The organism is Paenarthrobacter sp. NPDC090522 (assembly GCF_044769225.1).
GTDB lineage: Bacteria > Actinomycetota > Actinomycetes > Actinomycetales > Micrococcaceae > Arthrobacter.
Genome location: NZ_JBIVXL010000008.1, coordinates 138,480 through 164,592, shown reverse-complemented (window position 1 = coordinate 164,592; position 26,113 = coordinate 138,480). Strand labels below are relative to the sequence as shown.

Here is a 26,113-nt window from a genome sequence, read left to right as displayed (position 1 = left end):
CACATTTCCGCCGAGGACAATGGAGCGATGCTTCCTGCTACCCCCGTGCGCCCATCCCTGCGCTTCAGGCCGGCACCAGCCTTGCGGCTGCGCCAGCGACTGCTGTTCCTGTGGGCCGGAGCGCTGTTCGTTGCCGGGGATGTGGTGTTCTGGCTGATGTTCGCCGCCGTCCTGTCCTCCAGTGGCCTGGCAACCCTCGATGGCGCCGTCCACACGTTCGTGGTGGACTCCCGCAGCCCCTTTTCCACCGCCTTCCTCAGCGCGGTTGCCGAGGTCACCTCGCCAACGGTGATGTCCGTGATTGGCGGCCTCGTCGCCATCGTGTGGGCCGTTTGGAAGCGCGAAGTCTGGCGACCGGCCGTGCTGCTGGGGTCCATGGTTCTCTCGGTGGTCCTGGCCACGGTCATCAAACTGGATGTCTCGCGTTCACGCCCGCCGTCGTCGGACTTCCTCCTGGGTCCCGACGACGCCCTATCCTTCCCCTCCGGCCACACGCTCGGTGCCGCGGTTTTCGCGTCGGTCCTCGCTTATTTGCTCGTCTCGCGTTCCGGTACACGTACGACGGCGGTGCTCGCCTATGCCGGTGCCGCTTTGCTCACGCTGGTGGTCGCCTACAGCCGGCTCTACCTGGGGTACCACTGGCTCACCGACGTGGTGGCATCGCTGGGGGTGGCCCTGGGTGTGCTGGGCCTGGCGGTGTTCGTTGACGCGGCACGGCACGGAAGGTCCGCCTAGCACTTCCCGCCGGCCGGCCTAAATTCCTCCCCCCATTCTTATTGTTGCGAAGGCAACTACTCGGTAGCCTATGCACCATCGTGAGCACATTCACGGGTTCGCATGTAATCATCTGGGGAGACATACATGAAACGTTCCTTGCTTGCTTTAACGGGTGCTTTGGCTGTTGCACTTGCCGGGCCCATGGCGCCGGCCACAGCCGCCACAACACCAGCACAAGTAGCCACCGGATTTTCCGGATCGGCTTACGGTTCCTACATTTTCAACGCAGACAAGACGCTGACTTCGGGTCCAACAGCGAATTCGGGCGTCAGCTGCACGGGTGCTACCGGAAGGACTGCCACCAACACAGCCGCAGGATTGAACGTTCCCGCCGTGGGAACTGTGGGCGCCGCGTCCACGAGCGTGAAGACCCTGTTGACCGCCACAGGAAAACGCATTGAAGCGCAATCGACCGTCGCCGGCACCAACCTGCTTGGCGGGCTCATCACCGCGGGGACCATCACCTCGGCCAGCTCCGCCGACAAGAACACCAGTGGTGCTTTCTCTGGCACCAACGCCACAACCATCGCCGACCTCAAGGTCCTGGGCCTTCCTGTCAACGCCAATCCGGCACCCAACACGGTCCTTGACCTGAACGTTCCGCTGGTGGGGTCGGTGGGCAAGGTGACCCTCAACGGCCAGGAGAAACGAGCCGTCACCGGCGGCTACATCGTCACGACTACGGCGCTGCGGGTGGAAATCCTCAAGACAGGGCTCGCCGGGCTCAAGGTGGGAACGGACATCCGCGTTGGCGTCAGCACCGCCGGCCTGGGTCCGGCACAGACCGGCTACCTGGCCGGAACGGGCTTCAGCACGCGGGCTGTCCTGGCCAATGGTTTGCTGGGGTCCAACCCCACGGCCCTGGCCTACGCCAAGTGCGGTGGCGGAACCAATAATGCCAACCTGGCTTCCACCAACATCCTGGGGCTTGCAACCGCCGGGGCTTCCTCAACGGCAACCACGGGAGTCCTGACACCACAGCCAAAGGTCACGGTCACCAATACGATTGCGGGGCTCAACCTCCTCAATGGGGCAATCCAGGTGGACGGCATCAAGGCGGAGACCAGCGCAACGAGGGCAGCGACCGGTACAACTGTGACGTTGACTGATACGTCCACGTTCACCAACCTGCGGGTTGCGGGCTTGCCGGCCATCAATGCATCGGTTGCACCGAACACGGTGGTCAATGTGGCAGGCCTGGGCACGGTCACCCTGCACAAGGTCAGCAAGTCATCCACCAGCATCATCGTCACCATGATTGATGTAGTCATCAGCCAGCCGATTGGGGCGCTGCCAACGGGCTCGAGGATCCAGATCGGTTACTCGAGCACGGGCGTCGTCCAGTAAGCAGTCCAGGCTGGAACAGGCCGGCCCGTCAGCCCCTCCGGGGTTGGCGGGCCGTCCTTTTCTGTCAGTGGTCCGCACTAACCTTGGATCCATGGCTTCAAAGACCTCCCGTGCTTCCAAGACCCCTGCGTACAAATGTGCCGAATGCGGCTGGACCGCCATCAAATGGGTGGGGCGTTGCGGCGAGTGCCAGGCGTGGGGAACCGTTGAGGAATACGGCGCCACTGTGGCCCGTACGACGGCGGCCGCTACGGTTCTGGAGCCTGCCCGCCGCATCGCCGAGGTGGATGGGACGACGGCGGCCTTCCTCCCCACCGGGGTGGACGAACTCGACCGCGTCCTGGGTGGAGGGCTCGTCCCGGGTGCCGTGATCCTGCTTGCCGGGGAACCCGGCGTCGGGAAGTCCACGCTCCTGCTGGATGTAGCCGCGAAGTTCGCGCGCACCGGGCAGGACGTCCTGTACGTCACGGGCGAGGAATCGGCGGCGCAGGTGAAGCTGCGGGCCGAGCGGATCGATGCCGTCGCCCACACCCTGTATCTGTCGGCGGAAACAGACCTGGGGCAGGCGCTGGGGCAGGTGGAGAAGCTCGAACCCAAGCTCCTCATCGTGGACTCCGTGCAGACCCTTAGCAGTGCGGACGTCGAGGGCAGCGCCGGCGGCGTCTCGCAGGTCCGCGAGGTGGCGGCGTCCATCATCGCTGCTGCCAAGCGGCGCAACATGACCACGCTGCTGGTGGGCCACGTCACCAAGGAAGGGACCATCGCCGGTCCGCGCCTCCTGGAACACCTGGTTGATGTGGTGTGCCAGTTCGAAGGCGAGCGCCATTCCCGGTTGAGGCTGCTCCGAGCCGTCAAGAACCGCTACGGCGCCACGGACGACGTCGGATGCTTTGACCTGAACGAGGCCGGTATCGAGGGCCTGGCCGATCCCAGCGGGCTCTTCGTGTCACGGACGCGCGAGCCCGTCTCCGGTACCTGCATCACGGTGACCATGGAGGGCCGCCGGCCCCTGCTGGCCGAGGTGCAGTCCCTCCTGGCGGAAAGCGCGAATGCCCAGCCTCGGCGTGCCACCAGTGGTCTTGAAAGTTCCAGGGTGGCCATGCTCCTGGCCGTCCTGCAACAGCGGGCCGGCTGCATGCTGCACAAGGACGACTCCTACGTTGCCACTGTTGGCGGCGTGAAACTTACCGAACCGGCCACGGACCTTGCCGTTGCGTTGGCCGTCGCGTCCGCCAAGTCCCGGAAGGCACTCCCCCAGCGGCTCATTGCTTTTGGCGAGGTTGGGTTGGCCGGCGAAGTGCGGCCTGTCCCTGGTATCAACCAACGGATTCAGGAGGCCCACCGCCTGGGCTTCACGCACGCAATTGTTCCGGCCAGTCCAGCGGGTGCCGGGGTGATCCCTGATGGCTTCTCGGTCCGCGAAGTGGGGCATCTGGCGGAAGCATTGGAACTGCTCATCACCTGAGCGTCATACGATTGAGCCCCGGCTCCGGCGTCTTTAGGATGGGACAAAACTGCAGTTCAGGAAGGCCTGGTGTTTGTAGTGGGGGAACAATCCGTGGACAGCCCTGAGTCACGCAAGGAAAACCGCGCCGAACTGTGGAGGGCCTTCACGCTTCCCGTCATTATTGGCTTGGTGGTGCTGGGCATCGCCGGCGTGAACTTCGCGAACGGGCTGGCCGAGAAGCAGTCCCAGTCCGCCTTGACGTTGCCCTCCTGCGAAGTGGTGCCCCGTACCGAACTGGTCCCCGACGGTGGAACTCTCTTTGGGGTGAACCTGGACTGGCACTCCAAGCCCCTGGCCACATTCGCCAAGGACCTGGGCCACAAACCGGCTGTCAGCGTATCCTTCACCGGCTTCCCTCTGACAAGCAAGGACGAGGACGATCTTGAGCAGGCTGTCCAGCAGATCCGGGCTGACGGCCACATGATGCTGCTGACGCTGGAACCGGCTGCCGGCCTGTCCACTGTCACCGAGGAAACGGCCAACGCACTCGCCAAGGACCTGGACCGGTTCAATAAGGAGGGTGTCCCGGTCATTGTCCGTTTCGCCCACGAAATGAATGGCTCCTGGTATGCGTGGTCCCAGCAGCCCCAAAAGTACATCGCGTCGTTCCAGACGCTTGCCACGGCAGTCCACAGCCTGGCGCCCGGATCGGCCATGATGTGGGCACCCAATTATGGCGGTGGCTACCCATTCTCCGGTGGCGCCTTTGAGGCCAAACCGGGCACGGCCGAGTTCGCGGCGCTGGATACCAACGGTGACGGTGCCCTGACCATGCAGGACGACGCCTATGCCCCCTATTACCCGGGTGATGACGCCGTGGACTGGGTAGGGATGTCTTTGTACCACTGGGGCGCCAAGTACCCGTGGGGCGAGAATGAACTCCCCGAGGCCAACAAGTTCACGGACCAACTCACCGGAAAGTACGTGGGCGCCAACGGCGACGACAGCCTCCTCCCCGATTTCTACGACGTCTACGGCGTACAACACGGCAAACCTGTGGCGATCCCCGAAACGGCCGCCCTCTACGCACCGGCCGCCGGAGGCGAACAGGAGATGGCCATCAAGCAGTCCTGGTGGAAGCAACTCTTTGATCCGTCCGTCCACCAACAATTCCCGCAGCTCAAGATGATCAACTGGTTCGAGTGGGACAAGAACGAGGTAGAGGTCAAGGGCCGGGTGGACTGGACCATCACCAACACTCCACTGGTGCGGGAAGAGTTCACCTCGGCGCTGCCGGACTGGTTGCGCTATGGCCCCAGCCAATCCTGCCAGCCGCAACCGTAAAGTCAGTCGGGGTGTCGAGCCCTGGTCAACAGCGGCGTCGGTCAGGATAAGACCCATGACCAAAAGAACTGTGCTTGTAGGGGGACGCTTTTTCTTTGGCCTTCTGACCCTGGTTGCCGTGGCGACGCAACTCGTGGTCCACATAGGGCTGGGTTACGACGTCGGAAACTTCTTCAGCTATTTCACCAACCTGTCCAACATCTTCGCCGCCGTCGTCCTGCTGATCAGCGGTTACCGGGTGCTCATCCGGAAACGTCCCAGCGAGGCGGACGACGTCACCCGCGGAACGGCGACGATCGCCATGGCCGTGGTGGGGATAGTCTTCGGTGCACTGCTGGCCGGCGAGGATCTGGGCTCCATGGTGCCGTGGGTCAACTTCGTGGTGCACTACCTGATGCCCGTGGTGATGGTGGCCGACTGGCTCTTCCAGCCGCCCCGGGCAAAGCTGGAGCTCCGGCATATCCCCTACTGGCTGATCTATCCCATTGCGTACCTGGTCTACAGCCTCATCCGGGGATCGATCGTGAACTGGTATCCGTATTGGTTCATCAATCCGGACCGTGCCGGAGGCTGGGTCGGCGTGGTGGTGTACGCCATCGCGATCGCCGTTGGCTTCCTCACAGTGAGCCTCGCGATGCTGTGGCTCGGCAACAAGCTGAAGCGCCAAGTGGATTACTGAGCTTCAGCACTAGTGCATTGGAACCGCAGGGTGTGACGATGAATCTCCGCCCACTTGGTACCCCGCCAGTGAAGTCCAAAGTACACCTCCGCGTCGGGCACGCCTGAGCCCTTTCGAGGCATCCGCGAACATAACAAAATGGCCCACTTTGGGGCTTGCTGGTGCGGTTAACGGTGCCGGGAAGCCATATCATGGTGCTTGTCGTCATCAGGGCATTTTCACGGGTGCCTCCCGATGCCGGATTCAGCTTGTCTGTGAGCCGAGGCTTGCACCTTCGAAGGGAAACCCCATGGCCCGGAGCCCGGAAGAATCGCTCAAGGCGACTCTGGCCAGAGTCGCGCCCGGAACGCCGTTGCGTGACGGACTGGAACGGATCCTTCGCGGCCGCACCGGCGCACTGATCGTGCTGGGCTCGGACCGCACCATCGACTCCATCTGTTCGGGTGGTTTCGAGATCGGCATCGAGTTCTCCCCCACGCGCCTTCGTGAGCTGGCCAAGATGGACGGTGCGATCGTGTGCGACAAGGACGCCAGCAACATCATCAAGGCCGCAGTCCAGCTGGTTCCGGATTCAAGCATCGAAACCCAGGAATCCGGCACCCGTCACCGCACGGCTGAGCGAGTGGCCATCCAGACGGGTGTCCCGGTGATCTCGGTGAGCCAGTCCATGCAGATCATCGCCCTTTACGTGAACGGCCTCCGCCATGTGTTGGAGGGCTCCGAGAAAGTGCTGGCCCGCGCAAACCAGGCCCTCGCAACCTTGGAACGGTACAGTGCCAGGCTGGACCAAGTCACCAGCTCGCTCTCAGCCTTGGAAATCGAAGCGCTGGTCACCGTCAGGGATGTTGCCGTGACCTTGCAGCGGCAGGAGATGGTCCGCCGCATCTCAGAGGAAATCGCCCAGTACGTCCTGGAACTTGGCGAGGATGGCCGTCTGCTCTCCCTGCAGCTCGAGGAACTCACCACGGGCCGCGGTCCGGGCAGCGACGTCATCATCCGCGACTATTCGGACCCGGACGCCACACCTGAGGAGATCGAAGAGGCCGTCCAGGCCCTGCTGAACCTGGGTCCCACCGAGTTGATCGACCTCAGCAAGATTGCCCACATCATCGGATTTGCCGGTGGCGTGGAACAGCTGGACGCAGTAGTCCAGCCCCGTGGCTACCGCCTGCTTTCCGGCCTCAAATCCGTACCGAAGGCGGTGGCCGACCGTTTGGTGGACTACTTCGGCGGACTCCAGAACCTCATGGCGGCAACCATCGACGATCTCATGACGGTGGACGGCATCGGCGATCAGCGCGCCCGTACGGTCCGCGAGGGGCTCAGCCGGATGGCAGAAGCAAGCCTCCTGGACCGGTTCCTCTAAGGCGACTGCCGCCGTCGTACGTCCCGCTCAAGCAGCGCTAGTTCAGCTGGAAGACGGCCTTCGGGCTCGCCTTGTTACCCAGCCGCGCCTCGAACGTGTAATACGCGCCGCCGGCACCCGGCTTGGCAGTGATGGCGCCGCAGCCTTCCAACGTGCGGTTGCGCTGCCACGGGAAGTTGGCGGTCTCGCTCTTTCCGGGCTGGATGGTCTTGATCAGGTCCACGCCACCGGTCTGGCAGTCCTTGGACGAGAAGATCCGGTCCGCGCCGCTCATGATCACGTACTCCATTTGCGAGGTGCCCACGTTAACCTCACACGGCGCCGATCCGCCATTGGTGATGGTCATGGTGAGCAGCGGAAGCTCCTCGGCGGCGTAAGCGGCTTTGTCCGTTTTCGCAGCAACGGTCATGAGATTGAAGTCGCACACCGGAGTGGGCGAGGCCGACGGCGTCGCTGCCCCTGCCGACGGTGTGCTGACGGGCGTGGGGGCGGTGGTCGCGGGAGGCGTGCTCACGGCCTGGGGCTCACTGCCGCCGGCGATGGCACGGGTGATGGCCGAGATACCGGCAACCAGCAGGGCGATCACTACCAGCAGGCCGATGAGCACCACCAGACGACGACGGCGGTACACGGCGGGGCTGGGGCGTCGCCTTTGCGTCGGCGCGGCGGAGCGCGCGGACGACTGCTGCTTACCCTGGGTGGCCATGTTTCTAGGCTAGGCGGACGGCCCTCCATGCACCCCACCACCACGCCGCCAGCCGGCAATGTGACGTCCACCATGGGCCACTGCGAAGCCTGACGACACCACGGATTCCACTACAGTAGAGGGCAGCATGGCACTCCCAGACACCGATGAATTGACGCAGCTCCACGAGGCTTTGGACCAGTGGTTTGCCCGGACCGCCCGCGACCTTCCGTGGCGCGATCCGGCCTGCAGCCCGTGGGGGATCCTGGTCAGCGAAGTCATGCTCCAACAAACACCCGTGGTCCGGGTCCTTCCCGTGTGGCTCGATTGGATGGAGCGCTGGCCCACACCGTCGCATCTGGCCAGTGAGCCTTCGGGTGAAGCCGTCCGGCATTGGGGCAGGCTGGGATACCCGCGCCGGGCCCTCAGGCTGCACGCGGCCGCCGTCGCCATCCGGGATGACCACGGCGGCGAGGTGCCGGACAACTATCCCGAACTGTTGGACCTGCCGGGCGTCGGCAATTACACGGCTGCCGCCGTCGCCGCCTTTGCCTTTGGCCGTCGCGAGACCGTGGTGGACACCAACATCCGGCGGGTGCACGCCCGGCTCATTTCCGGCAGCGCCCTGCCGGCCCCCACACTCACGGCTGCCGAAATGCGCATGGCCGACGCCCTCCTCCCCGAGGACCACAGGCTGTCCGTCCGCTGGAATGCTTCCGTCATGGAACTCGGCGCCATGGTGTGCACGGCACGCAGCCCCAAGTGCGCCGACTGTCCCGTCCGCGAAAGCTGCGCCTGGCTCGCGGCTGGTGAGCCGCCGCCGTCGTACGTTCCCAAGGGCCAGGCATGGCACGGCACCGACCGCCAGGTCCGCGGCGCCGTGATGGCGGTCCTCCGCGAAGCTGCTACGCCGGTTCCGCGCGAGATGTTCGAACAGCCGCCTGCCGACCTCGGGTTCGCACCGTCCGGCGTCGGGATCCCTCTTGCCGCGCTGCACCGCCTCAATTCGGCGCCGGAACAGCTGGAGCGGGCCCTGGACGGGCTGCTGCGGGACGGCTTGGCTGAAATGCACGACGGCGGCCTGCGGCTTCCGGTGTAGGCGCCGCCGACCTACCCTGAAGCCATGGGGAAAATTGGGGTGGTCTTAGCCTTCGCGGGGACAGCTGCCTTGCTTGGCGGCTGCTCTCTTGGGCCTGTTGCGTGCCCGGCGATGGGGCAGGTCACGGGGTTGTCTGTAACGGTTGCCGCGAGCTATGCGGAGTCGGTGGGAACGCTGCATGTCAAAGCCTGCCAGGATGGCGTATGCACGGAGCGGGATCTGGAACTGCAACCGGGCACGGTGGCCGTGGACCAAGGGTGCACCAAGGAAGGCGCCTGTTCGGCAACGCAGTCCTTCGATGGCACACGGCGGGGCCTGGTGGAATTGCCCGCCCTTGCTGAAACGCCCATGGATGCAACGGTGGGCGGGACCTCGCGTTCAGGTACTCCGTTGCCTGCGCGGGCACTGACGTTCACGCCGAAGGGCAGCTACCCCTTCGGCGAGCAGTGCCAGAGGTTCGTGACAGCGAGCCTCGTTTTGGACGCGGAAGGCTTGCGGCAGGAATAGTCGCATTCCTATGGCTAATTAAACTGCCGGCTAGTAGTCTCGCTTGTGCCCGGGTGATGAACGTTTGGGAGGCGTCGTGCACGGTTTGGAAAGTCACATCGACGCACAACCCGCACCTCCGGCTTCGGTGACGGGGTTGACCGCCAAGATCCAACGGACACACGGCCTTGAACTGCGGAGCTTTCTCGCAACCCTGACTTCGGAATCGGGCGGCCTCAATCCAGTCCGCAAGCAATACCGCATGGACCCCACGGTGGTTGTCTTGACCCATGGGGAAGGTGCCCGGTGTTTGTGGGTTAAACAAAGCAGGACCGGCGTGGGCCGGTCCTGCTTTGTTCCTCGGCAAAAAGGAAATCTGTATTCAGTCTAGCGGATCTTGCGTGTGACTATCTTTCGGTCTTGGTCGTGGCCGGTACGGGATGTGGCCGTAAGGTACAGGCCGATGACCAGAGTGAGTCCTGCACAGATCAGTCCGCCTGGCAGTCAGCGGGGGCCCAGCACGATAAGGCTCGTGAGTGGTGTAGCGATGGTCAGTGCGAAGGCGAGGTCCTTGTTCTTGAGTCCTGACGAGCCTTTTCTCCGTCGGATGATCGCAGCGGCTATGAGGTACACGCCGACTAGCAGGGAGCTGACCAGGACCATGGCCAGCAACGACGAGTCCGGGGAACCGGTAAAGGTGCCGTTCATGAAGTCGCTGATTGGGTTATCCGGTATTGGTGGCCTGGTCATGGGGACTCCTGTTTGTGGTGCCTTGGGATGAGCCTAACGGGATCCGCCGACAAAACTTCGGCAGTAGTGAGTCGATGGAGTAGCCAGGGACCCGGCGATGCGCGGCTTTCGGCGGGTCGGTGCCTGGTGGCGTAGAACGGCGGTCCGCCGCTGGTGATTGGTTGCTGTGGTTCGCCCTGGGCGGCGGACCGCCCGCCGTTCGGGAGGTTCCTGGCCCTGTTCGTGGTGAGTGGCCGGGGGCCTTGCCGGGCGGTGGGGGTTCCGCCCGGCAAGGGGTTCTTAGGCCGCTTCTGTGCTTTCCTCGGCGGTGTCTTCTTCGGCTGGTTCGCCGCTGTCGATGATGATCTGCTCAACCTCGGACGGGGTGTAGCCCCACGTGACGAGCTGATTCAGGTAATCCCGGTGGCTTTGGGACGGGGACCGCCATGAGTCCTTGGCGATGGTCTTTTCGTATCCGGCGCAGACCAGCGCGATCAGCGAGAACTCAGGCCGTGCCGTGGACTTAGCCACGTGATCCTTCAAAGGGTTCCAAGCCCATGACTTCTCTCCATCGATCTTGGCGCTGACCATTTCGGCTGCCACTTCTCCGTCGTAAGTCCGGGCGACGTCGGTGTGGTGCGTGATCGCGTGCACGGTGAAGTACTGCCAGCCCTTCGGTGCCTGCTTTTTCGCCAGCAGGGATTTCACGAACTCCCGGCGCACTGTGGTGGCCGATTCCATGGCCTTGTTGTTGGCGATCAGTGTTTTCCGCTCGGCCTTCTGTTCCTCGGTCATAGGACCCTTGTTGGTCGATGACGAGTGGTACGTGTACCGCTCGGTGAAGCCCAGTTCCTTCCATCCGACGATCACCGGGACAGTGGAGAACTCGCCGCGGTAGTCCTGACTGATGTAGACGGCGTTCGCGTCGTCCTCGGTGGCCGGTTCCCCATCCCCACGCTTCAGGGACGTGACACTGGCTGTTTCTTCGTCGTCGTAACCGGGCCTTTCAACAATGGTTGTCCCGGTAGCGGCAACTTCTGCGGTGTATGCCGCGAGGGCGGCAGCGCGTTCGCGTTCGTCCCGGAGTTGCTGGGCGACGTGGAACAACTGGTCGGGTTCGTCCTGAATGGCCGTTTCCAGTTCAAGGGTGGCTTCCTCGTCGCCTTCGAATTCGGCGAGGATCAGGGCTTCTTCGATGGTGTGGCCTCTGCCCAGTGCGGCGGTCCCGGCTTCGGAGGCCTTGGCCTTCAAGGCACCTTCGACGGTGGCTTTCTTCCGTCCGGTCTTTTTGGCGATCGCTGCGGCTGAAACGCCGATCAGGGACAGCTGGTGGTAAGCGTCGGCTTCGTCCGCGTCGGTCAGCTCGGCGCGCTGGATGTTGTCCACCACCTGCGTGACGATGCGTTCGGCTTCTTCCGGGCTGCTGATGATCATCACCGGGATCAGGGGACGCTGGGCTTCGACGGCTCCGAGGGTGCGGCGTTGTCCCATCAGCACGTGCACGCTTCCGTCGTCCTTGCGGTGTGCAATGACCGGTTCCATCACGCCGTGTTCCTTGATGCTGGCAACAAAGTCAGCGGTCAGGGCGGCGTCTTTGCGGACGTTGATGTCAACGGTCAAGGTGGTGGGATCGATCATTTCCAGCGTAGGTGCTGCGTTCATGGTGTTGCTCCTTCTCTTGCCGAGAAGTTGGTGGGTGGGGCGACCTGTGGTGACCGGCCAGCTTCCCCTCTCCCCCCGTTGTTTTTTGGCTGCTGGCGAAGCTTGCGGAGCTGTGGCCGACGGAAGCCTGTCTACCCTTGGGCAAGGTATGGGAAATTCCCGAAGGAAATAAGCGACGCAGGAGCGCCGTAGGGAAATTCCCGGACCGCAGGCCCCGGAGCCTGCGGAGGGGCTAGACGGGGTGGAGCGGACACATAAAATCCGAAGGACAGCAGCCAAAAAACGTCGTAGACACACAGGACCGGGCCACGGCGGAGCTCTGCGACGTCGGGACCGGGCCCAACAGCCGGCCACGGAGCGAAGCGGAGAGGACGCCCAAAAGGGGTGCGAGCCCTGGCGAGCACTGATTCGCCGCGTGAAAATCCGGAATGGCTAAGAATCGTGAGCATTAGGCATTGCTTTTATTTCCACTTGCTGTAATTATCATGCCCTGATGCGTCATATGCCTCTCAGATACTGTCACTTTCTTTGGGAGAAATTCTTATGCGAAAACTGATGTCTGTTTTAGCAACTACAGTCATAACGCTGTCCGGTTTGGCTGTGTCCGCTCAAACGGCAGGCCTATTCAGTTGCTTGCCATTCCGCTATGGCTGAAGCCAACACGAAGGTCCGCGCCATGCCTCCCGGCGACGTTGCCGTTTTCAGTAAGGGCGGGTGCGATTTAGTGGGGAGAAAGATTCAGCTTCCCTCCGGTGCGGTCGCTACGGTACCCGTTCCTGGCGTTACCATCGTTTCCAGCAGCCTCGTCAAAGACGGATTCAAGGAGGCCCCCGAAACCTATTCCGTGACCTCACCGAGCGGTCAGGTGGCTTTGGCTGAGCGCTACCCCTCAGGTGTCACCAATTTCTTTGGTGATCCCTCGATGCAGAGCAAGCTCAAGGAGACGATCACAATACGTGAGACTTCGACAACGTCTTCAAAGGCGGCGCTGGCGTCGCAAAAGTGTACCTACTCGTCAGCAAACACTAATGGTCCTGGATGGCCAAGCGGCATCAGTTATGACTGGTGGCTCACCGACACCGCAACGTATCCCACCCCGTACGGGCAACCGGATCTGACGGTGTGGAACATCGAAGCCGGCTCCAAGGCCTGGCAGAACCGTAACACCGCCTGTGCGGGCTCTTACCCGACCCATAAAGCATCTACGAATTACAAGACGACCACTACCAAGGTCGCAGGCGTAGCCTTCGACACTAGCTGCCAGCTCGCCCCGGACTGGACGTCCGTGATCACCTTTAAGCCCCTGACAGGGAATGTGCTCGGGCACACGTGCTGGTACTACGGCGTATCCGGGGGACTCTGGGAAGCCGACATTGCCTTCAATAAGAATGTGATGTGGGCAATGAGGGATATGGGCTATCTGCTCTGCGACCCAGGAGAATTCATCCTCGAAGGAGTAGCTGCGCACGAGTTTGGGCACGCGTTCGGTCTCGCTCACGCTCCGCAAACATCAGAGCAGGTTATGCGCGCACAGGCAGCCTCCTGCACAAGGACCGATACGCAGCTAGGAACCGGTGACCTGGCGTCCATATACGCCCTCTACCACTACTAACGTTGGGCGGCGCGGGCCTTCGACCGCAACCGGACGGCCCGCGCCAAACCAAGAACAGACCAAATCAACAATGCTCCGGGTAGGACACTGGCCAGCCAGGTCCCCGGAAATCCGAGTACGGGACCCACCCTGCAGGACGTGTCTCCCTCATAATCCGAGGAATACATCGAACAGCTCCCTGACGGCATCCAAATAAATCCTGCGACGATCAGTCCAAGAAGAATCAAAACTAACCAAAGCCAGTATTCCGTCCAAGGCCATTGAACTTTCTTAGCATTCATATTTCCCCCTTGACTTATTCCAAGCTTCCCAGAATGAATGCTGGGAATCCAGCAGTAAACATGCGCAGGAGCCTTGCGGGACCGGCAGCGCCCCACTCCCAAGGCGAACGGCCCGCCCTAAATGGTGGAAGAGCCGGCACCTGGTGGGGCCGGCTCTTCGTTGTTCCTCGGCAAAAAGGAAATCTGTGGTGCAACGTCGTTGCTGCCGTGGTGTTAGAAGTCGTGGTGTTCCTGGGGGTGGGTGAAGTCCACCGGTCCGACGGATTCATTGGCGGTGAGCAGCTGCAGCTCGATGACGTCTTCGAGGAAGCTCGCCCCTGGTGTGGGTTTGTCGTCCTCGGTCAGGGTGTATTCGGTTCCCATGCTGGATCTCCTGGTGCAGTGTTCTCGTTGGAGTTCACTGTAGCCGTGGATCCTTTACGTTGGCTGGGTTGCCGCTGCGCCCGCGCCAGCGTTATGGCGGCCGGGGGAGCGCCAGCGGAGGAGGCCGCCCCGCTACCTGAAGGGCCGGGCAGGACCGTTGCTGATCCTGCCCGGTCGTGCCGGTTAGCTGGTGGGGCGTTTGTAGGCGGTTTCCTGGTTCTTGGCGACTTCTGCGATGTAGACGCTGCCTATCAGGTCGTACAGCTGTTCGGCGAACCGGTAACCAGGTACGTCCTCGACGGCCAGTTTCAGGTATCGCTCGGCGTGTGTTCCGGAGCCTTTGAGCCATTGCAGCCAACCCATGAGGGTCAGCATGGGTGCACGCTGGCCCTCCGGGACGGCCTTCATCAGTTCGAAAGCGATGGCTTCGGCGTGGTCCACGCGCGTCCAGTCGGGGCGGCCCTCGAACTTGCCCAAAAAGATGTCAATGACGACGCCGTTGTTCGTGGTGATGATGTCGGCCATGAGGAAGTCCCTGATGTACGTGTCTTGGAACCATGCCGCCAGTTTCCGCGTGGTCTCATGGTCCGGCATGCCCGCGCCCTCCAGTACGGTGCCCCATTCGCGGCGCGCTTCCTCGACGGTTTCCTCCGTGCGGACGGGCACCTGAACCGGCTCAACCCATTTGCCCAGCAACGCCGGGTTATAGACGTCCACGTTCGGGGCGCTTCCCCTGAAGGTCAAAGTGGCGTTGGCGTTGCTGTCCTTGATCTGATCCAGCGGGTTGCGCTCCGTGCTGCCGTAAGCGGCCCAGTGCGTGCTGGTGACGAGGTAGACCTTGCGGACGGGCATCCGCGCCGTGGCCAGTTCGTTGCCCAGGGCCGCGACGTGGGCCGCGTAGGGGAACCGGGCATCGGTGCTGGTTTCGTCGGTGTAGACGATGAGGTAGCACGCCGTGGCGTTCTCGTCCTGTGCCGCGAGGCTGGTCACCGTTTGGGCGAATCCCAGCGGGGCCGCGTCCATGGGTGCGTCCACGCGCAGCGTGGCGCCAAGTGCTCCGGCGGTGGCGGTCAGCACGACGAAGGATTCGGTGGGGGTTCCTCCGAGCAGGTGCGGGACGTAGGCCAGCAGGTCAGCGGGGCTGCTGAGGGTAAGTTTTTCAGTCACGATGTGTGTCCTTCCTTTGCCGAGAAAGTGAGTGGTAGGGGTGGCCGGGAACGTCGGGTTCCCGGCCACCGGTAGGCGGCTAGGCCGCTGGTTGGATCAGTCGGGTATCGAACAGTGCTTCGGCCCTGCGGATGAGGTAGTCCGGCACGTCGGTGTCGTGGTTCAGGCCTGCCCTGCCCAGGAACACGGCGTTCCCGGTGACCGGGAGGTCAAGGCCGGTTTCGTGGAGCAGCTGCACCGCGCGGACGTTTGAGGCTCCGGTGGTTTGCGTTTCCGCGTTCAGGTAGACCTGCCAGTCGCCTCGGGCGATGCATTCCAGTCCGCCGCCGACGATGATCTGAAGGCTTGTGTGCCGGGCATCAACGCTGTGGACGGTGACGCTTTCGCTCAGCCGCGCCGGGACGTACAGCGCGATCAGGTGGTTAAGCATGTTGCTCCTTCTTTTGCCGAGAAGTTGGTGGGTGGGGCGACCTGTGGTGACCGGCCAGCTTCCCCTCTCCCCCCGTTGTTTTTTGGCTGCTGGCGAAGCTTGCGGAGCTGTGGCCGACGGAGGCCTGTCTACCCTTGGGCAAGGTGTGGGAAATTCCCGGAGGAAATAAGCGACGCAGGAGCGCCGTAGGGAAATTCCCGGACCGCAGGCCCCGGAGCCTGCGGAGGGGCTAGACGGGGTGGAGCGGACACATAAAATCCGAAGGACAGCAGCCAAAAAACGTCGTAGACACACAGGACCGGGCCACGGCGGAGCTCTGCGAGGCCGGGACCGGGCCCAACAGCCGGCCACGGAGCGAAGCGGAGAGGACGCCCATCAATGCGAGCCCTGCGAGCATGCTCTCCCTAGGCTGACGATTAGGGCTGGTACGGTGTGGACCCTGTCCCGACAGGTCCCCCACCTGTCGGGACACTTTTCTCAGACGGAGAGATGCGTTGTGAAACTTCCCGCGCCGGGCGGTGGAGTAACCCAGTAAAGCCCTCTCCCTGTTGCGTCGTCGCACCATGGGTTGGTCCCGGGGAATGCTGTCGGTCCTCGCCGGTACGTTGGTGGTATGAATGTTGGTGAACTCCGGGCAAAGATCAGAACCAGGCACGCGAGGTCGGTAGAACGATTCCGGGCCGCGGTCCTCGGGCCGGAAGGGCGCAACGGGCCAGACACCAAGCCTGTGAATGGCAGGTCCCCGTTCCCGTCCATCAGCCATCCGTCAGTCTCGGACCGGCACGCAGCCATCTCAGTCGTGGGCGACGTCGCAGAACTGGCATGGCTGCAGGAGAACCCGGAGCTGTCCGGGTACGTGATGACCCTCTCCATCGCCGGCAGGCACAAGATCCTGGGCGAACGGATATCCCTGCCTTCCGGTGAGTGTGATGCGTGGATCAGTGAAATCGTCGGTGAGGATCTTCTCCCGTTCCTTTACCGAGCGGGGTCACTCAGCGGCATGGGCCGGGTTTCCACGGTCTACTACAAAGTCTTCATGGACGAGAGCCGATCCCCGATCATGAAGCCGGCCGGCGTTGACCACCCCCAGCTGCGCCCTCTCAACGAGCTCTGACTATCCTTGGGCGTCGGGCCATCCGGACCCACCCAGAATCCTTGTCTTCCAGACAGTAAGCATGCTTAGCTTGGGGCGTCGCCCCGCCCCGTTCGCGCCTTTCTCGAACGAGCGGGGCGACACTGACGGCAGGCGGGAGCTTTCCAGGATCCCCCGCGCTGGGGGTGCCGGCCTCTCAAACCACGTGGCGGCCGGCACCCAACTCCCCTCCCCTCCTTGCAGAGGTGAACGGGATAGATGACCTGGATCAAGCGGTCCCAAGGCCCAACGATGGCCAGCGTGCTCGCTGGTTTCTGATCGTGAGCGAAGATGGTGACCGTTACGCTTGGATCATCAGGCAACAGCCTGTGTGCCGTTAACGAACAATGGACCCGATTGGCCTCGGGTCCTTGTTCAGCGCGGCGCGCTCATTGGTGCGGTTAGAGGGCTATATCCTCACTGTTCGCACTTTGAGTCTATGGCCCTACGCACGTAAGGCGCAACGATGTTGTGCTTAACCTGCGAACCGTGCCCTGTTCCTTCGGGAGGAGGTGCCCGGTATGAGCTCCAAACGGAAACGCGAGGAACCATGGGGCGTCTGGAACCTGGTGGTCAACATCATCCGACTTGTCGTTGATGTAGCCCGCTGGTTCTGGCACAACATCCCCTAAGCGGGAGCGGAGGCCGTCACCCCTGTTTGGCGGCCTCCGTCAGCTATCGGCCACCAGCGAGACTGTGAAGCCCTCGGTACCCAAGAAAACGCTGGGCGCTCGGGCCGCGACGAGTTCACGCTCCACACCCTGGAGCAGGTCCAGGAACGCCTCGCAGCCGTGCATAAGGATCCCGAACCGGTATCAAGTCGAGACCGACCTTAGCTGCCGTTCGGGAATCAGGCGAGCGTATTCTGGGCCCATGCGCAGCGACGTGACAAGAAGAATCAGATGGTCGTGGCTGGGGGTTGCCACGCTTTCCCTCGTCGCAGTGGTGATTGTGTTTGGGATGCGAACGGGCTACTGCATCGACTACGCCATGGCAGTATCGGCCGAGGGCCAATGCTCCTCAAGCCTGGACCCGTCGGCCTGGGTTCTGGCGTTACTGGGACTTCTGGTGGCCGTATTCGCGACGTTCCGCGCATTCTCCAAGCGCCGCTAGAGGCTCCCCCGCCCGAATCGTTTCTTCGCGAACATTGGAAAGGCGTTCGGGCAGGGCCTCTCATCCCGCCCGAACGTCTCTTTTCACTTGGTGGCTTGGCTGAGTGTGATTTGCTCCGGCAGGGATTCACCGTCTTGTTTTTCGACTTGTTTGAAGACATCGCTTGGAAGCCACCCTCAACGTCGGCGTTGATGTCCGATTCAGCCCGACAGGGCGGCCGTTGGCCATCAGGCATGAGGGCCGGCTCTGGGTCGTCACCGAAGAACCGGTGCATTGGTTCGAACGGGACGCGTGGTGGGAGCGTCGGCGGACAGCGCCGGTAGGAGTCGGGAACATCGTGGATATCGAATTTTGGAGGGTACAGGTGAAGCTGTCCCAGCGAGCTGCCTTGCGAACGTTCGTGCTGCGACGGAACCCCGGGGCCACGCAGTGGCTGCTGGAATCCATTAGCTGATGCCGGCCAACCCGTACCGCTCCCCTATCCCCGACGAGCTGTGGGACAGGATCAGGGACGAGTTCGGCCTGCCCGCCCTGGAACAGGTCCGGGAACGGCTCGCAACGAGATTCCCGAATCCCGAGCCGGTCATCCGCCAACTCTTTCGGGTCTTCATCGATCAGGAAACATTCTGTCCGGCGTTCCAGTTCCAACCCGACGTATCCCTCAACCCGGTCGTCACCGGGCTGTTCGAGCGGGCAATAGAACAGCGGATCCCACATAACTACATCGCCCTGTGGATGATGAGCCCCTGCACTGCCCTGGACGGGGCACGCCCGGTCGACCGACTGCAGCCCGGCAACGCACCGGCCCTGGTGACGGCGCTGGAAACCACCCTTGCGCGGGCGGTTGCCTAACATATGGGAGTGAAAGTCACCCTGACCGTAGAAAACAGCGACGGTCAGCTCAGCCACATCGAAGCCGAAGGCCCGACATACGAGGAAGCCAAAGCTCAGGCCAAGGCCCAAATCGAATACGCGACGTTACTTGACCCAAGGCGTAGCCTTAGCGGCATGGGGAAACTGTCAGTTGCGGTCGCAATACGAGTCTCAATGACCAGCGGGGCTGTGATGCTGTTGGGAGCCGGGTGCGCGTCGCCGGGACAACCTGCCGCCAGCCTGCCTTCCGTCGCTAGCCCTACCGCAGAGGTTCAGCCCGACTTCGTGTTATGCCAAGGCAATGAGGTGCCGGTTGAGGCACTCAAGCACCCGCGGCTGGCGAGTGAGCTTGGAGCTGAGGCAGCGCCGGCTCTCCAAGGCCGAGGCGTTTCAGCTTTTGACCCGGTCACCTGGCTAATTGCGCAGGAGAGCAGCGATCGTGTGATGCTCATGAACAAGTTGGCAGCTCCTCAGGATCACGGCAACGGCGATGTCCGCGACTACATGTACATTGTCATTTCCACCCAGTCCATGGCATCGGAACCAGGCAAACCTATATGGGATGTCGTGGAGTCATCGACCTGTACTCCCACGCTCGACCTCGGCCAGCTGACTGCTGGCGCAGTCACGCTCGACCCCGCATCGCCGCCGGTTCCTGAGTCCGACCGCCTGGCACTGCTCGTCACGGAGTTCGACTGCAATTCGGGTCAGAACGCCGAAGGACGGGTGGAAGTCGTCAAGCTCACCGAAACCGAATCCGCGGTCGAGATCGTCTTAGGGGTGCGTCCGTCCGGAAAACAAACGGCCTCGTGCCAGGGAAACCCAGCGACACCGTTCACAGTCGATCTCCAACGACCACTCGGTACCCGAACAGTCATGAACGCCGCCGTTCTGCCCGCTCGGGAGATCACCGCACCAGAGTCACCGCCTGCAGTCGCAAAATAGCCAGCGATCGAGCAATGACCGGCGAAACCAGCGTGAAGGAAGCCAGGCACAGATATCGTCAGCCAGATACCCGTTGCGCCGATAAGCGTCTGCCTAGATCCAGAGAGGTTAGTCGTTTTGCCAGACTGCACCATCGGCAACGGTGAGTATCGGTGGGAGTTCGGTGCTATCGCTTTCAGGCATCAGATCCTCCGATGGAGCCTGACCACGGGCTGCTGATATCGGCCAGAAATTCATGCTGGCGCCCCACTGACTTAGGAGAGTATCAATCGGTAAGTAGCATCCATAGGTGGCGCCCTCGTAATCCAACCTCCCGACGTGCATTCCAACAGCTCGTAGGCCTTGGCTATCCCAGCGCCAAACTGGTCCTCCAGAGTCGTGGGTCGCTCGCGCATAAGTGGCGCAATAGGCGGTGAGCCCATTCCATGGGACATAGCGGTACTGAATCGTGCCTTCGGTTTTGCCGGTCGCGACGCCCATTTTCCCTACCAATGTGCCATAAGTCTGCTCGTCGTTGGACATCTTTCCCGTGACGTGGCCACTGTTATTGGGGCCAGGGCCGATCCCCGTCGTCGGATCAACAATGGTCTGGTACATCGTCACTCCCGAGTCGGTCTGGATGAGTTCCGAGTCCCCCGTAGTCGTGGTCCACTTTTGATAGGCGATTGTGCCGAACCCGGCGCTTGTGCCGTATACCCGCTCCGCTGGGTTGAAACAGTGCCCGGCCGTAAGGATGAACGTGCCGCTCGAGCCATAAATGACATAGCTACCAGTGCACCGAATGGCCCAGGGCACGCCCCTATAGAGCGGGTGGCCGACCAGGTAGTCATACCACGAGGCTTGAGCTGGTTGGACCCCGAGCACTACGACCAAGAGCGCCGCCAGCACGGCTGCGATGCCGCCTCTAAGTATGTTCCCCATTTGGATCCCCCACTGTTCAGAATTCGCCGTCGGGCTGCACAGGCTACGGCAGACTCTAACGGGTCCCGAGACCTTCCAGAAAGACAGAATGCGTAATCATCGCCTCAGGTTCGGGGTACGACCCCCATTCCGCATCCTTCGCTGGCTATTGCCGGGAGCCGAACAAAGCCTTACCCTTGCTCCATCCAATGGATTTACTCTCTCTGGGGGCAGAAGTAATGCATCGCAAATGGAAAATTGCGGTCACCGTTGTAGCCGTTGCTGGCGTCAGTGTAGCCGCGGTTGCGGCAACATCACCGTCTGAAAACGCAGTCGAAAAAGCTTTGGACATCGTTCCCGCGATGGGGGTCCAACAGCAAGTGTCGGACCGGTTACCCGAGGCGGCTTCCAAGACTTTTTCGCCAACCGGCATCGATCTAGCGTCGGTCCGGTTGGTCGGCAAAACCACCAATGCTCAATATTTTGCGGCCGCAATGGGAACCGACCAGATCTGCATTGTCACGGCCGGACATGACGGCTCCGGTCAAATGATGGGCTGCACCTTCGTCAAGGGATTTGAAGGATACGGGCTCCGCGTAGCCAACCCTGATAAAAGCGAAGAAGCGTGGCTTGTCGTCCCCGGCAGCACTCAAGCTGCTGCAGCCAGCGACCCCGGAAAGTGGGACGCCACTGCCTCAAACTTCCTCGTGAAGGAAACCAGCCGCTAAACCCAACAGCGTAGCTTGGCACACGCTAGCCGAGTCCGCATCTTCATTCACCCACGTAAAGAATTGGATGGGACCGCACATGCACGTAGTAAAACGCGTCTCAATAGCCCTACTCGCCGGAACAGCACTAGTGCTTGGCTCCAGCCAAGCCGCGAATGCCTGGGGCAGCGGGAGCTGGTACGTACAACCCACAAACTGCAACCCAGGAACGTTCTATGGAACCAGCTGGTACGACTTCCCGAACGGTCTGGCTAAAGCCCAAACCTCCGAAAGCGGTAACTACTGCTGGTTCGGAAACGTCAAAGTCACCAGCGCCGTCCGTGATAACTGGGGGAACGGCTACGGCTGGAGCTCGGCAGCGAACTTCACCCAAACCTATTTCCCAACCTCATACGGAGGGTCCTGGGGCGGCATCCACGCCTGGGGCGACTCCGGTGGTCGCCTGACCTAATCATTGACGAGAGCCGGGATTCCGACAGCCGGCTCTCGCCAAGAAGTCCTCACCGTGCTCTGATGAGTAATGATGACGGGTTCACGCATGGAGCAGACATGAACGAGAATCTTGAACCGTTGTTTCGGACGGGTCCCTCTACAAGGACGGTCAAGGGCATCCTCCGGGGCTTTACGGCCGCCCTGTGCTGGTGGATTGGTATCGCCGGGACTGCATACAACGCTGCCGGCGCCCCGTATCTCGTGATTCCTGCCCTGGTCACCGGGGTAGCGCTTATAGCCATGCGCCGAGCAGGATATACTCAGACCAAACACATCAAAGCCCCGCCAATCCGCAGGCATAGCATCGCTTCACGCCGGGCCGGGGCCATAGTGGCAATCCTTTGCGGATTCACAGCTTTGTTGTCCTGGTGGATAGCCATCGTCGCGCTCCTTGTTGGCGGCGGCGGCGCCCAAGCCATCTTGGTCTTTCTCTTCGTCCCCGTCGTGTGTACTGCTGGGACGTTCTTTGCAGCCCATAGCGCTGGCTGGCTGGGTAGAGGCGTTCGCAAAAACCCCGAGCCGTAGTCTTCGCCGAAACATTCGCGGGGCAGCCACCTGCGAGTCAGGACCCAGTACTGCCCGCACTCTATGCGAATGGCGTTCCTAACTGAGCCTTGGGACGTGCCCTACGTGCCCACGGCTTTCAGTACGTCCTGACCTGTGGAAATCCAGGACAAGGGTAGATAATGAAGCTCTCAGCCAACTCAGCCCTGCGGACCTTTCTGTTGCGCCTCGATCCGGCCGCCGTCGATTGGCTGCTGGAAGCGGTCAGTTAAGTGCTGGCTGAAACGCGGCATTGGAGAACACGCTGGCCCTGGGTGGACGGGCCTAGGATATGGGCGTGAAAGTAAGTCTCACCGTAGAAAGCGGCACCGGAGAACAGGGTCACGTCGAGGCCGAGGGGGAAACCTACCTGGAGGCCAAAACGGCGGCCGAGGCTTTGATCCCGGAAGGATCAAAGGCGATTGTGATCCGATGCGACTAATCGACGTCGGGCAGTTCGAGGAGTTCCACTAGCTTCCATTCATGCGTCGCTTTCGGCGCGTTCAATAATTGAGGGTCATCCCCGGGACCGAGAGGAACGTAACGCCACGTTCTCTTCCATCGCGCCATCCCGGCCGCGTCAGTGTATTCAAGCGTTCCCCGCAGGAGGTGCTGATGCATGTCCGCTAGCTTTACTGATGACGGGATCATCAGACGAACAACAAGGGGCGAATCGGGGATGCCGCGGAAATTGTTTGGGTTCGGCACAATCTCTGGCCAGCTGCCTTTCACCGGGTCTCTGCCGTCAACAAAATGCCACTCGGCCACAATGTCCTTGGCAGGTCGATCAGCGGTCAGATGCAAGTTCCAGTGGGTGAATTCCTCGGGCGGTGCTGGACGGTGCCACCACACTCCAATGTCCGGGCGGCCCTGGAACGCAAGGCCCAGATGAGCCGCTCGTGCGGCGCGCTCGGCGGTCTTCTGTGCAGTTTCAGCCCGTTTCGCGTCCTCCCTGCTCACATAGGCATTCCAGGCCGCTATTCCTGCGGACACCACTGCCGCTGCGGCCGAAACTGAGGGCGCCAAGGCCACCGAGGGCCACATGAGAGCTGGCACTATTACGGCAGCGGCCAGTGCCCCCAACAACGCCAAGAAACCGACTCTCCGCCACTTCTTCCCTGATGGTCTCTTCACGAGTGAAGCTAACCACAGCCGATGCACGGGCATTGCCATTCCAAGCTGTGGAGGAACTCAGTAGCCAACCTCCACTTCGAAATCGTCCTTGCGGTGGCCTGTCAGGTCCGCCGCTGCATCAGTGACGGCTTGCGGGATCTCCTTGAATTTCCGCACTACGACTTCAAGTTCCGGCATTTCCAATACTTGGAGTTCCAAGCGGCCATCAGTTGCTTTCCGAATTTTTACCGTGAGCCTCATGCTCCCCCTCCGGTTTTCGGTCAGGCTAGTCATTTGCCGATTAAGGTGCCAGTCAACCGGTCATAAAACACGCTGGCCGTGTCGGTGCCTTTGGTGAGTGTCCGCGTCCGGGGTCCGCTAAATACTTCCTAAGGCGCGGCGGATGGTTATTTCGCTGACGCCCAGGGCTTGGACGATGCGGCGGTAGGAGATTCTGTCTGCGCGCATGTGGCGGGCTTGTTCCAGGCGGTCAGGGGTCATCTTGGAGGGCCGTCCGCCTCGGCGGCCGCGTCGTGCAGCTGCGGCCAGTCCGTCCTTGGTTTTGCGGGAAATATCCCGACGCCGGTCCTCAGCCAGGGCAAGGGCAAGATCCAACAGGAACGAACGCTCAGTGTGTTCGCCTGCCGCAATGCCGTCCAGGATCTTCACGGCCACACCGCGCTGGAACAACTCGTTCAGTGTCAGCAGCCCGTCAAGCAGGTTTCGGGACAGCCGGTCCACCTCGATCACCGTAAGCATGTCCCCCGGCCGCAACTCATTCACGGCGGCCGTCAGCCCGGGGCGTTCGTCAACGGCGAGCTTGCCGCTGACCCGTTCCTCAAATACCCGCCAACAGATCGGGCCCAGCGCATCGTGTTGCCGCTGCGTCTCCTGCGCGTCGGTGCTTACGCGAACCAACCCAATCAGTGCCATAGCTTCCCTTTCCTCAATGGCACCAACCTAACCAGGAGAGACAAAAACCCGTGGGATGCAGTTTTGTCCGCACCCCACGGGTGTCTCACGTTCAAGTCGCACTTTCACCGGCGTGTCGCCAGCGTGTGACTGTTAGTTCAGAATGGCGGCTTTTCACAGCTCGGTTTGGCGGTTTTGACGTGCCGTTTGAGGATCGACTAGCGGGCCGCGCCACCGCCGCAGACTGCCGTGAACCTTCATTCGGGCACCTCCCCCGTCCGCCTTGTCGGATTTTGTGGAGTATTGAGGCAAAGGTCCGCCAAGTGGTGTCGTGCGTTGGTTCAACTCTGCTGCAAGGCAAGTTCGATCGAAACGAGCACGGTCGCCGCTTGCTGTCCGGCTGCTGCCTAAGAGTAATAGTTGGGGACCATTTGACTTGACTCTGATATTCGCCCTGCAAAGGTTGTGGGTGTGTCCACGTGGGACACCTATTCATAGGGGGATATAGGATGAACAGCACTCCACGTCGCTTTCTGACGTCGGTCGTCGCCGCTTTGGCTCTCGTCGCGGGATTCTTTTTCGTTGCGGCAGCGCCGGCACAGGCGCTTGAAGTCAAACAGCGGTACTACAACAACTGGTTCTACAGCGAAGCCACCTGTATGAGCCAAGGCAACAGGATGCTCCAATCACAGCCGGATTGGATAGGCTTCCAGTGCTATCGCGGCCCAGGCGATGACAAATGGTCAATGGACGCATTTATCGATGATGGTTTCGGCTGCATCGCTCCAACCACTTCAGAGAAGACCAGTGGACCTCGTACAGACGTATTGGTCGGCGCAGGTTCGAGCAAGGAACCGGCACCCCTATGCGGCTAGAGGACTCCTTAATACCGGTTAATTCCCTGGTCCACGCACAGGGTTGGCTCACCCAGGCAGATGAGCGCACCTGGTTCACGCACCGGGCACCCCAGCTTCCCGCGGGAGCAAAGGCGGGCATTGAAGTTCTCGAGGGTGTCCCTGCCGGCGCAAACGGAACCATCGTGCACGGCGAGCTGGACGCCCGGTGGGAACGAGAGGGTCTTGTTGTCACTTCCTGGCAAGAAAAGCCACCAAAACCGGATCCTATTACTGAAAGCGTTGTACAGCTGACCAAGCAGCTCAGCGCCCAGCGAAGGCCAAAGGAACGGGTCCTGAGCCCTGCAGCCCAACAGGCAAGAGAGGAACTGATCCAGAGTCTCTTTGGTGAGGGAAAGGTTATTTCTCGTACAGTGCTCACTGTGCGCCCCGGGGAGAAGGTCACGGTGGTCGCTGCACAGGACCGCAATGAGGTGGAACATCTCCTCGGCTCCTACTTCGAGAGCGGCTATCTACTTGTGGTCACGGCTTCGTGGACCGCAGAAGACGTGTCGGCGGTCAGTAACGCGCTTGCGGGCCTTCCTGAAGGCCTGGTGATCTCCGTTGGACAAGGCATCAACGCCCGAGGTGAAAATCCGGTCAGAGCACAGCTTTTTGTTGCCAACAATGAATTCGAAACCATCCAACAACAGAGCCCACCTGGTCTACTTCTTGGAGATGTCTGGTTCCAGCAGTAGTAGGGTGGCCCCGCTCAAAACCGGGCGGGGCCACCCTACGATCCTTGAGGGCACATTTACAGGCCGGTTTTTGGGTGATCCGGACGGCGAAGGAAGGGATTTCCTTTCCCAAGGAGTGTGGCTCGACCATCCAGTCTGGACGCCTTATCCGGATGGATCCCGTCCTCACCTGTATGGGTCCGGCGCCCGGTAGAGGATCCTCTAGCGGACGCTCCGACGCTAGACAAAGAGCGAGCCATCTCGAGTGCGTGATCTCCTCCCACCATTCGGCTCGGGCAGAACGCCCGTCCGCGACGG

General features: G+C 61.7%; 28 protein-coding genes. 19 read left to right on the top strand and 9 right to left on the bottom strand.

From position 1 onward, the window contains the following. Positions 1–27 precede the first annotated feature (27 nt). The 6 genes from ACIQT2_RS12470 (at position 28) to disA (ending at position 6,960) form a co-directional block, all read left to right on the top strand. Positions 28–735, top strand: a complete 708-nt coding sequence (locus tag ACIQT2_RS12470) for a phosphatase PAP2 family protein (protein ID WP_402946761.1) — start codon at positions 28–30, stop codon at positions 733–735. Positions 736–861: 126 nt separating this feature from the next. Further along, positions 862–2,124: a choice-of-anchor P family protein gene (locus ACIQT2_RS12465; RefSeq protein WP_400335218.1), complete on the top strand. Its 1,263-nt coding sequence runs from the start codon at positions 862–864 to the stop codon at positions 2,122–2,124. 91 nt (positions 2,125–2,215) lie between these two features. Beyond that, entirely contained in the window at positions 2,216–3,589 is a 1,374-nt protein-coding gene (radA, locus tag ACIQT2_RS12460) for a DNA repair protein RadA (RefSeq protein ID WP_400269913.1), read from the top strand. Between the two features lie 69 nt (positions 3,590–3,658). After that, positions 3,659–4,915, top strand: coding sequence for a glycoside hydrolase family 26 protein (locus ACIQT2_RS12455; RefSeq protein WP_402946758.1), 1,257 nt, complete (start codon positions 3,659–3,661; stop codon positions 4,913–4,915). Between the two features lie 55 nt (positions 4,916–4,970). Beyond that, positions 4,971–5,594 carry a Pr6Pr family membrane protein gene (locus ACIQT2_RS12450; RefSeq protein WP_402946756.1) on the top strand — a complete coding sequence of 208 codons (624 nt, stop codon included), beginning with the start codon at positions 4,971–4,973 and terminating at the stop codon, positions 5,592–5,594. Positions 5,595–5,883: 289 nt separating this feature from the next. After that, positions 5,884–6,960: a DNA integrity scanning diadenylate cyclase DisA gene (disA, locus tag ACIQT2_RS12445; RefSeq protein WP_400335212.1), complete on the top strand. Its 1,077-nt coding sequence runs from the start codon at positions 5,884–5,886 to the stop codon at positions 6,958–6,960. Positions 6,961–6,997: 37 nt separating this feature from the next. On the opposite strand, the gene ACIQT2_RS12440 is transcribed toward disA, so the two are convergent. Further along, entirely contained in the window at positions 6,998–7,666 is a 669-nt protein-coding gene (locus ACIQT2_RS12440) for a hypothetical protein (RefSeq protein ID WP_402946754.1), read from the bottom strand. Between the two features lie 127 nt (positions 7,667–7,793). On the opposite strand from ACIQT2_RS12440, the gene ACIQT2_RS12435 reads away from it, so the two are divergent. Beyond that, on the top strand, positions 7,794–8,744 hold the full coding sequence (locus ACIQT2_RS12435) for an A/G-specific adenine glycosylase (protein ID WP_402946752.1): 951 nt from the start codon (positions 7,794–7,796) through the stop codon (positions 8,742–8,744). A 129-nt stretch (positions 8,745–8,873) separates the two neighbouring features. Continuing rightward, positions 8,874–9,251: a hypothetical protein gene (locus tag ACIQT2_RS12430; protein WP_402946750.1), complete on the top strand. Its 378-nt coding sequence runs from the start codon at positions 8,874–8,876 to the stop codon at positions 9,249–9,251. Positions 9,252–9,734: 483 nt separating this feature from the next. Here the strand turns inward: ACIQT2_RS12430 and ACIQT2_RS12425 are convergent, their stop codons facing one another. After that, positions 9,735–9,980, bottom strand: a complete 246-nt coding sequence (locus ACIQT2_RS12425) for a hypothetical protein (protein ID WP_402946748.1) — start codon at positions 9,978–9,980, stop codon at positions 9,735–9,737. Between the two features lie 279 nt (positions 9,981–10,259). Beyond that, positions 10,260–11,621 carry a ParB/RepB/Spo0J family partition protein gene (locus ACIQT2_RS12420; protein WP_402946746.1) on the bottom strand — a complete coding sequence of 454 codons (1,362 nt, stop codon included), beginning with the start codon at positions 11,619–11,621 and terminating at the stop codon, positions 10,260–10,262. Positions 11,622–12,267: 646 nt separating this feature from the next. Between ACIQT2_RS12420 and ACIQT2_RS12415 the strand changes: the two genes are divergently transcribed. Further along, positions 12,268–13,233 carry a matrixin family metalloprotease gene (locus ACIQT2_RS12415; protein WP_402946744.1) on the top strand — a complete coding sequence of 322 codons (966 nt, stop codon included), beginning with the start codon at positions 12,268–12,270 and terminating at the stop codon, positions 13,231–13,233. A gap of 494 nt (positions 13,234–13,727) precedes the next feature. On the opposite strand, the gene ACIQT2_RS12410 is transcribed toward ACIQT2_RS12415, so the two are convergent. The 3 genes from ACIQT2_RS12410 to ACIQT2_RS12400 all read right to left on the bottom strand — a co-directional run bounded on the left by ACIQT2_RS12410 (position 13,728) and on the right by ACIQT2_RS12400 (position 15,474). Continuing rightward, a complete protein-coding gene (locus ACIQT2_RS12410; protein ID WP_402946742.1) occupies positions 13,728–13,877 on the bottom strand; it encodes a hypothetical protein in 150 nt (49 codons plus the stop codon). A 183-nt stretch (positions 13,878–14,060) separates the two neighbouring features. Next, positions 14,061–15,044: a DUF4192 domain-containing protein gene (locus tag ACIQT2_RS12405; protein WP_402946740.1), complete on the bottom strand. Its 984-nt coding sequence runs from the start codon at positions 15,042–15,044 to the stop codon at positions 14,061–14,063. 79 nt (positions 15,045–15,123) lie between these two features. Further along, on the bottom strand, positions 15,124–15,474 hold the full coding sequence (locus ACIQT2_RS12400; RefSeq protein WP_402946738.1) for a hypothetical protein: 351 nt from the start codon (positions 15,472–15,474) through the stop codon (positions 15,124–15,126). Between the two features lie 727 nt (positions 15,475–16,201). Here ACIQT2_RS12400 and ACIQT2_RS12395 point away from each other — a divergent pair. From ACIQT2_RS12395 to ACIQT2_RS12380, 4 genes are all read left to right on the top strand, one after another. Beyond that, positions 16,202–16,588 (top strand): hypothetical protein, encoded by a 387-nt coding sequence (locus ACIQT2_RS12395; RefSeq protein ID WP_402946736.1) that lies wholly within the window; start codon positions 16,202–16,204, stop codon positions 16,586–16,588. 891 nt (positions 16,589–17,479) lie between these two features. Beyond that, positions 17,480–17,719 (top strand): hypothetical protein, encoded by a 240-nt coding sequence (locus tag ACIQT2_RS12390; protein WP_402946734.1) that lies wholly within the window; start codon positions 17,480–17,482, stop codon positions 17,717–17,719. Between the two features lie 453 nt (positions 17,720–18,172). Further along, a complete protein-coding gene (locus ACIQT2_RS12385) occupies positions 18,173–18,571 on the top strand; it encodes a hypothetical protein (RefSeq protein WP_402946732.1) in 399 nt (132 codons plus the stop codon). Between the two features lie 9 nt (positions 18,572–18,580). Beyond that, on the top strand, positions 18,581–19,537 hold the full coding sequence (locus ACIQT2_RS12380; protein WP_402946730.1) for a hypothetical protein: 957 nt from the start codon (positions 18,581–18,583) through the stop codon (positions 19,535–19,537). Positions 19,538–19,645: 108 nt separating this feature from the next. On the opposite strand, the gene ACIQT2_RS12375 is transcribed toward ACIQT2_RS12380, so the two are convergent. Continuing rightward, complete coding sequence (locus ACIQT2_RS12375) at positions 19,646–20,458, bottom strand: hypothetical protein (RefSeq protein WP_402946728.1); 813 nt, start codon at positions 20,456–20,458, stop codon at positions 19,646–19,648. 188 nt (positions 20,459–20,646) lie between these two features. Here ACIQT2_RS12375 and ACIQT2_RS12370 point away from each other — a divergent pair, with 188 nt between their 5' ends. From ACIQT2_RS12370 to ACIQT2_RS12355, 4 genes are all read left to right on the top strand, one after another. Then, on the top strand, positions 20,647–21,165 hold the full coding sequence (locus ACIQT2_RS12370; protein ID WP_402946726.1) for a hypothetical protein: 519 nt from the start codon (positions 20,647–20,649) through the stop codon (positions 21,163–21,165). A gap of 79 nt (positions 21,166–21,244) precedes the next feature. Further along, a complete protein-coding gene (locus ACIQT2_RS12365; RefSeq protein WP_402946724.1) occupies positions 21,245–21,616 on the top strand; it encodes a hypothetical protein in 372 nt (123 codons plus the stop codon). 98 nt (positions 21,617–21,714) lie between these two features. Further along, on the top strand, positions 21,715–22,182 hold the full coding sequence (locus tag ACIQT2_RS12360) for a hypothetical protein (RefSeq protein ID WP_402946722.1): 468 nt from the start codon (positions 21,715–21,717) through the stop codon (positions 22,180–22,182). 316 nt (positions 22,183–22,498) lie between these two features. Continuing rightward, complete coding sequence (locus tag ACIQT2_RS12355; RefSeq protein WP_402946720.1) at positions 22,499–22,642, top strand: hypothetical protein; 144 nt, start codon at positions 22,499–22,501, stop codon at positions 22,640–22,642. Here ACIQT2_RS12355 and ACIQT2_RS12350 read toward each other — a convergent pair. Then, on the bottom strand, positions 22,639–23,160 hold the full coding sequence (locus tag ACIQT2_RS12350) for a hypothetical protein (RefSeq protein WP_402946718.1): 522 nt from the start codon (positions 23,158–23,160) through the stop codon (positions 22,639–22,641). The genes ACIQT2_RS12355 and ACIQT2_RS12350 overlap by 4 nt on opposite strands. A 531-nt stretch (positions 23,161–23,691) precedes the next feature. After that, positions 23,692–24,246 (bottom strand): recombinase family protein, encoded by a 555-nt coding sequence (locus ACIQT2_RS12345; RefSeq protein WP_402946716.1) that lies wholly within the window; start codon positions 24,244–24,246, stop codon positions 23,692–23,694. 488 nt (positions 24,247–24,734) lie between these two features. Here ACIQT2_RS12345 and ACIQT2_RS12340 point away from each other — a divergent pair, with 488 nt between their 5' ends. Together ACIQT2_RS12340 and ACIQT2_RS12335 are read left to right on the top strand one after the other, a co-directional pair. After that, the gene (locus tag ACIQT2_RS12340) at positions 24,735–25,100 is read left to right on the top strand and encodes a hypothetical protein (protein WP_402946714.1); all 366 of its coding nucleotides are present in this window, start codon (positions 24,735–24,737) and stop codon (positions 25,098–25,100) included. After that, positions 25,091–25,816 (top strand): hypothetical protein, encoded by a 726-nt coding sequence (locus ACIQT2_RS12335; protein WP_402946712.1) that lies wholly within the window; start codon positions 25,091–25,093, stop codon positions 25,814–25,816. The genes ACIQT2_RS12340 and ACIQT2_RS12335 overlap by 10 nt, the downstream gene beginning before the upstream one ends. Positions 25,817–26,113: the final 297 nt, after the last annotated feature.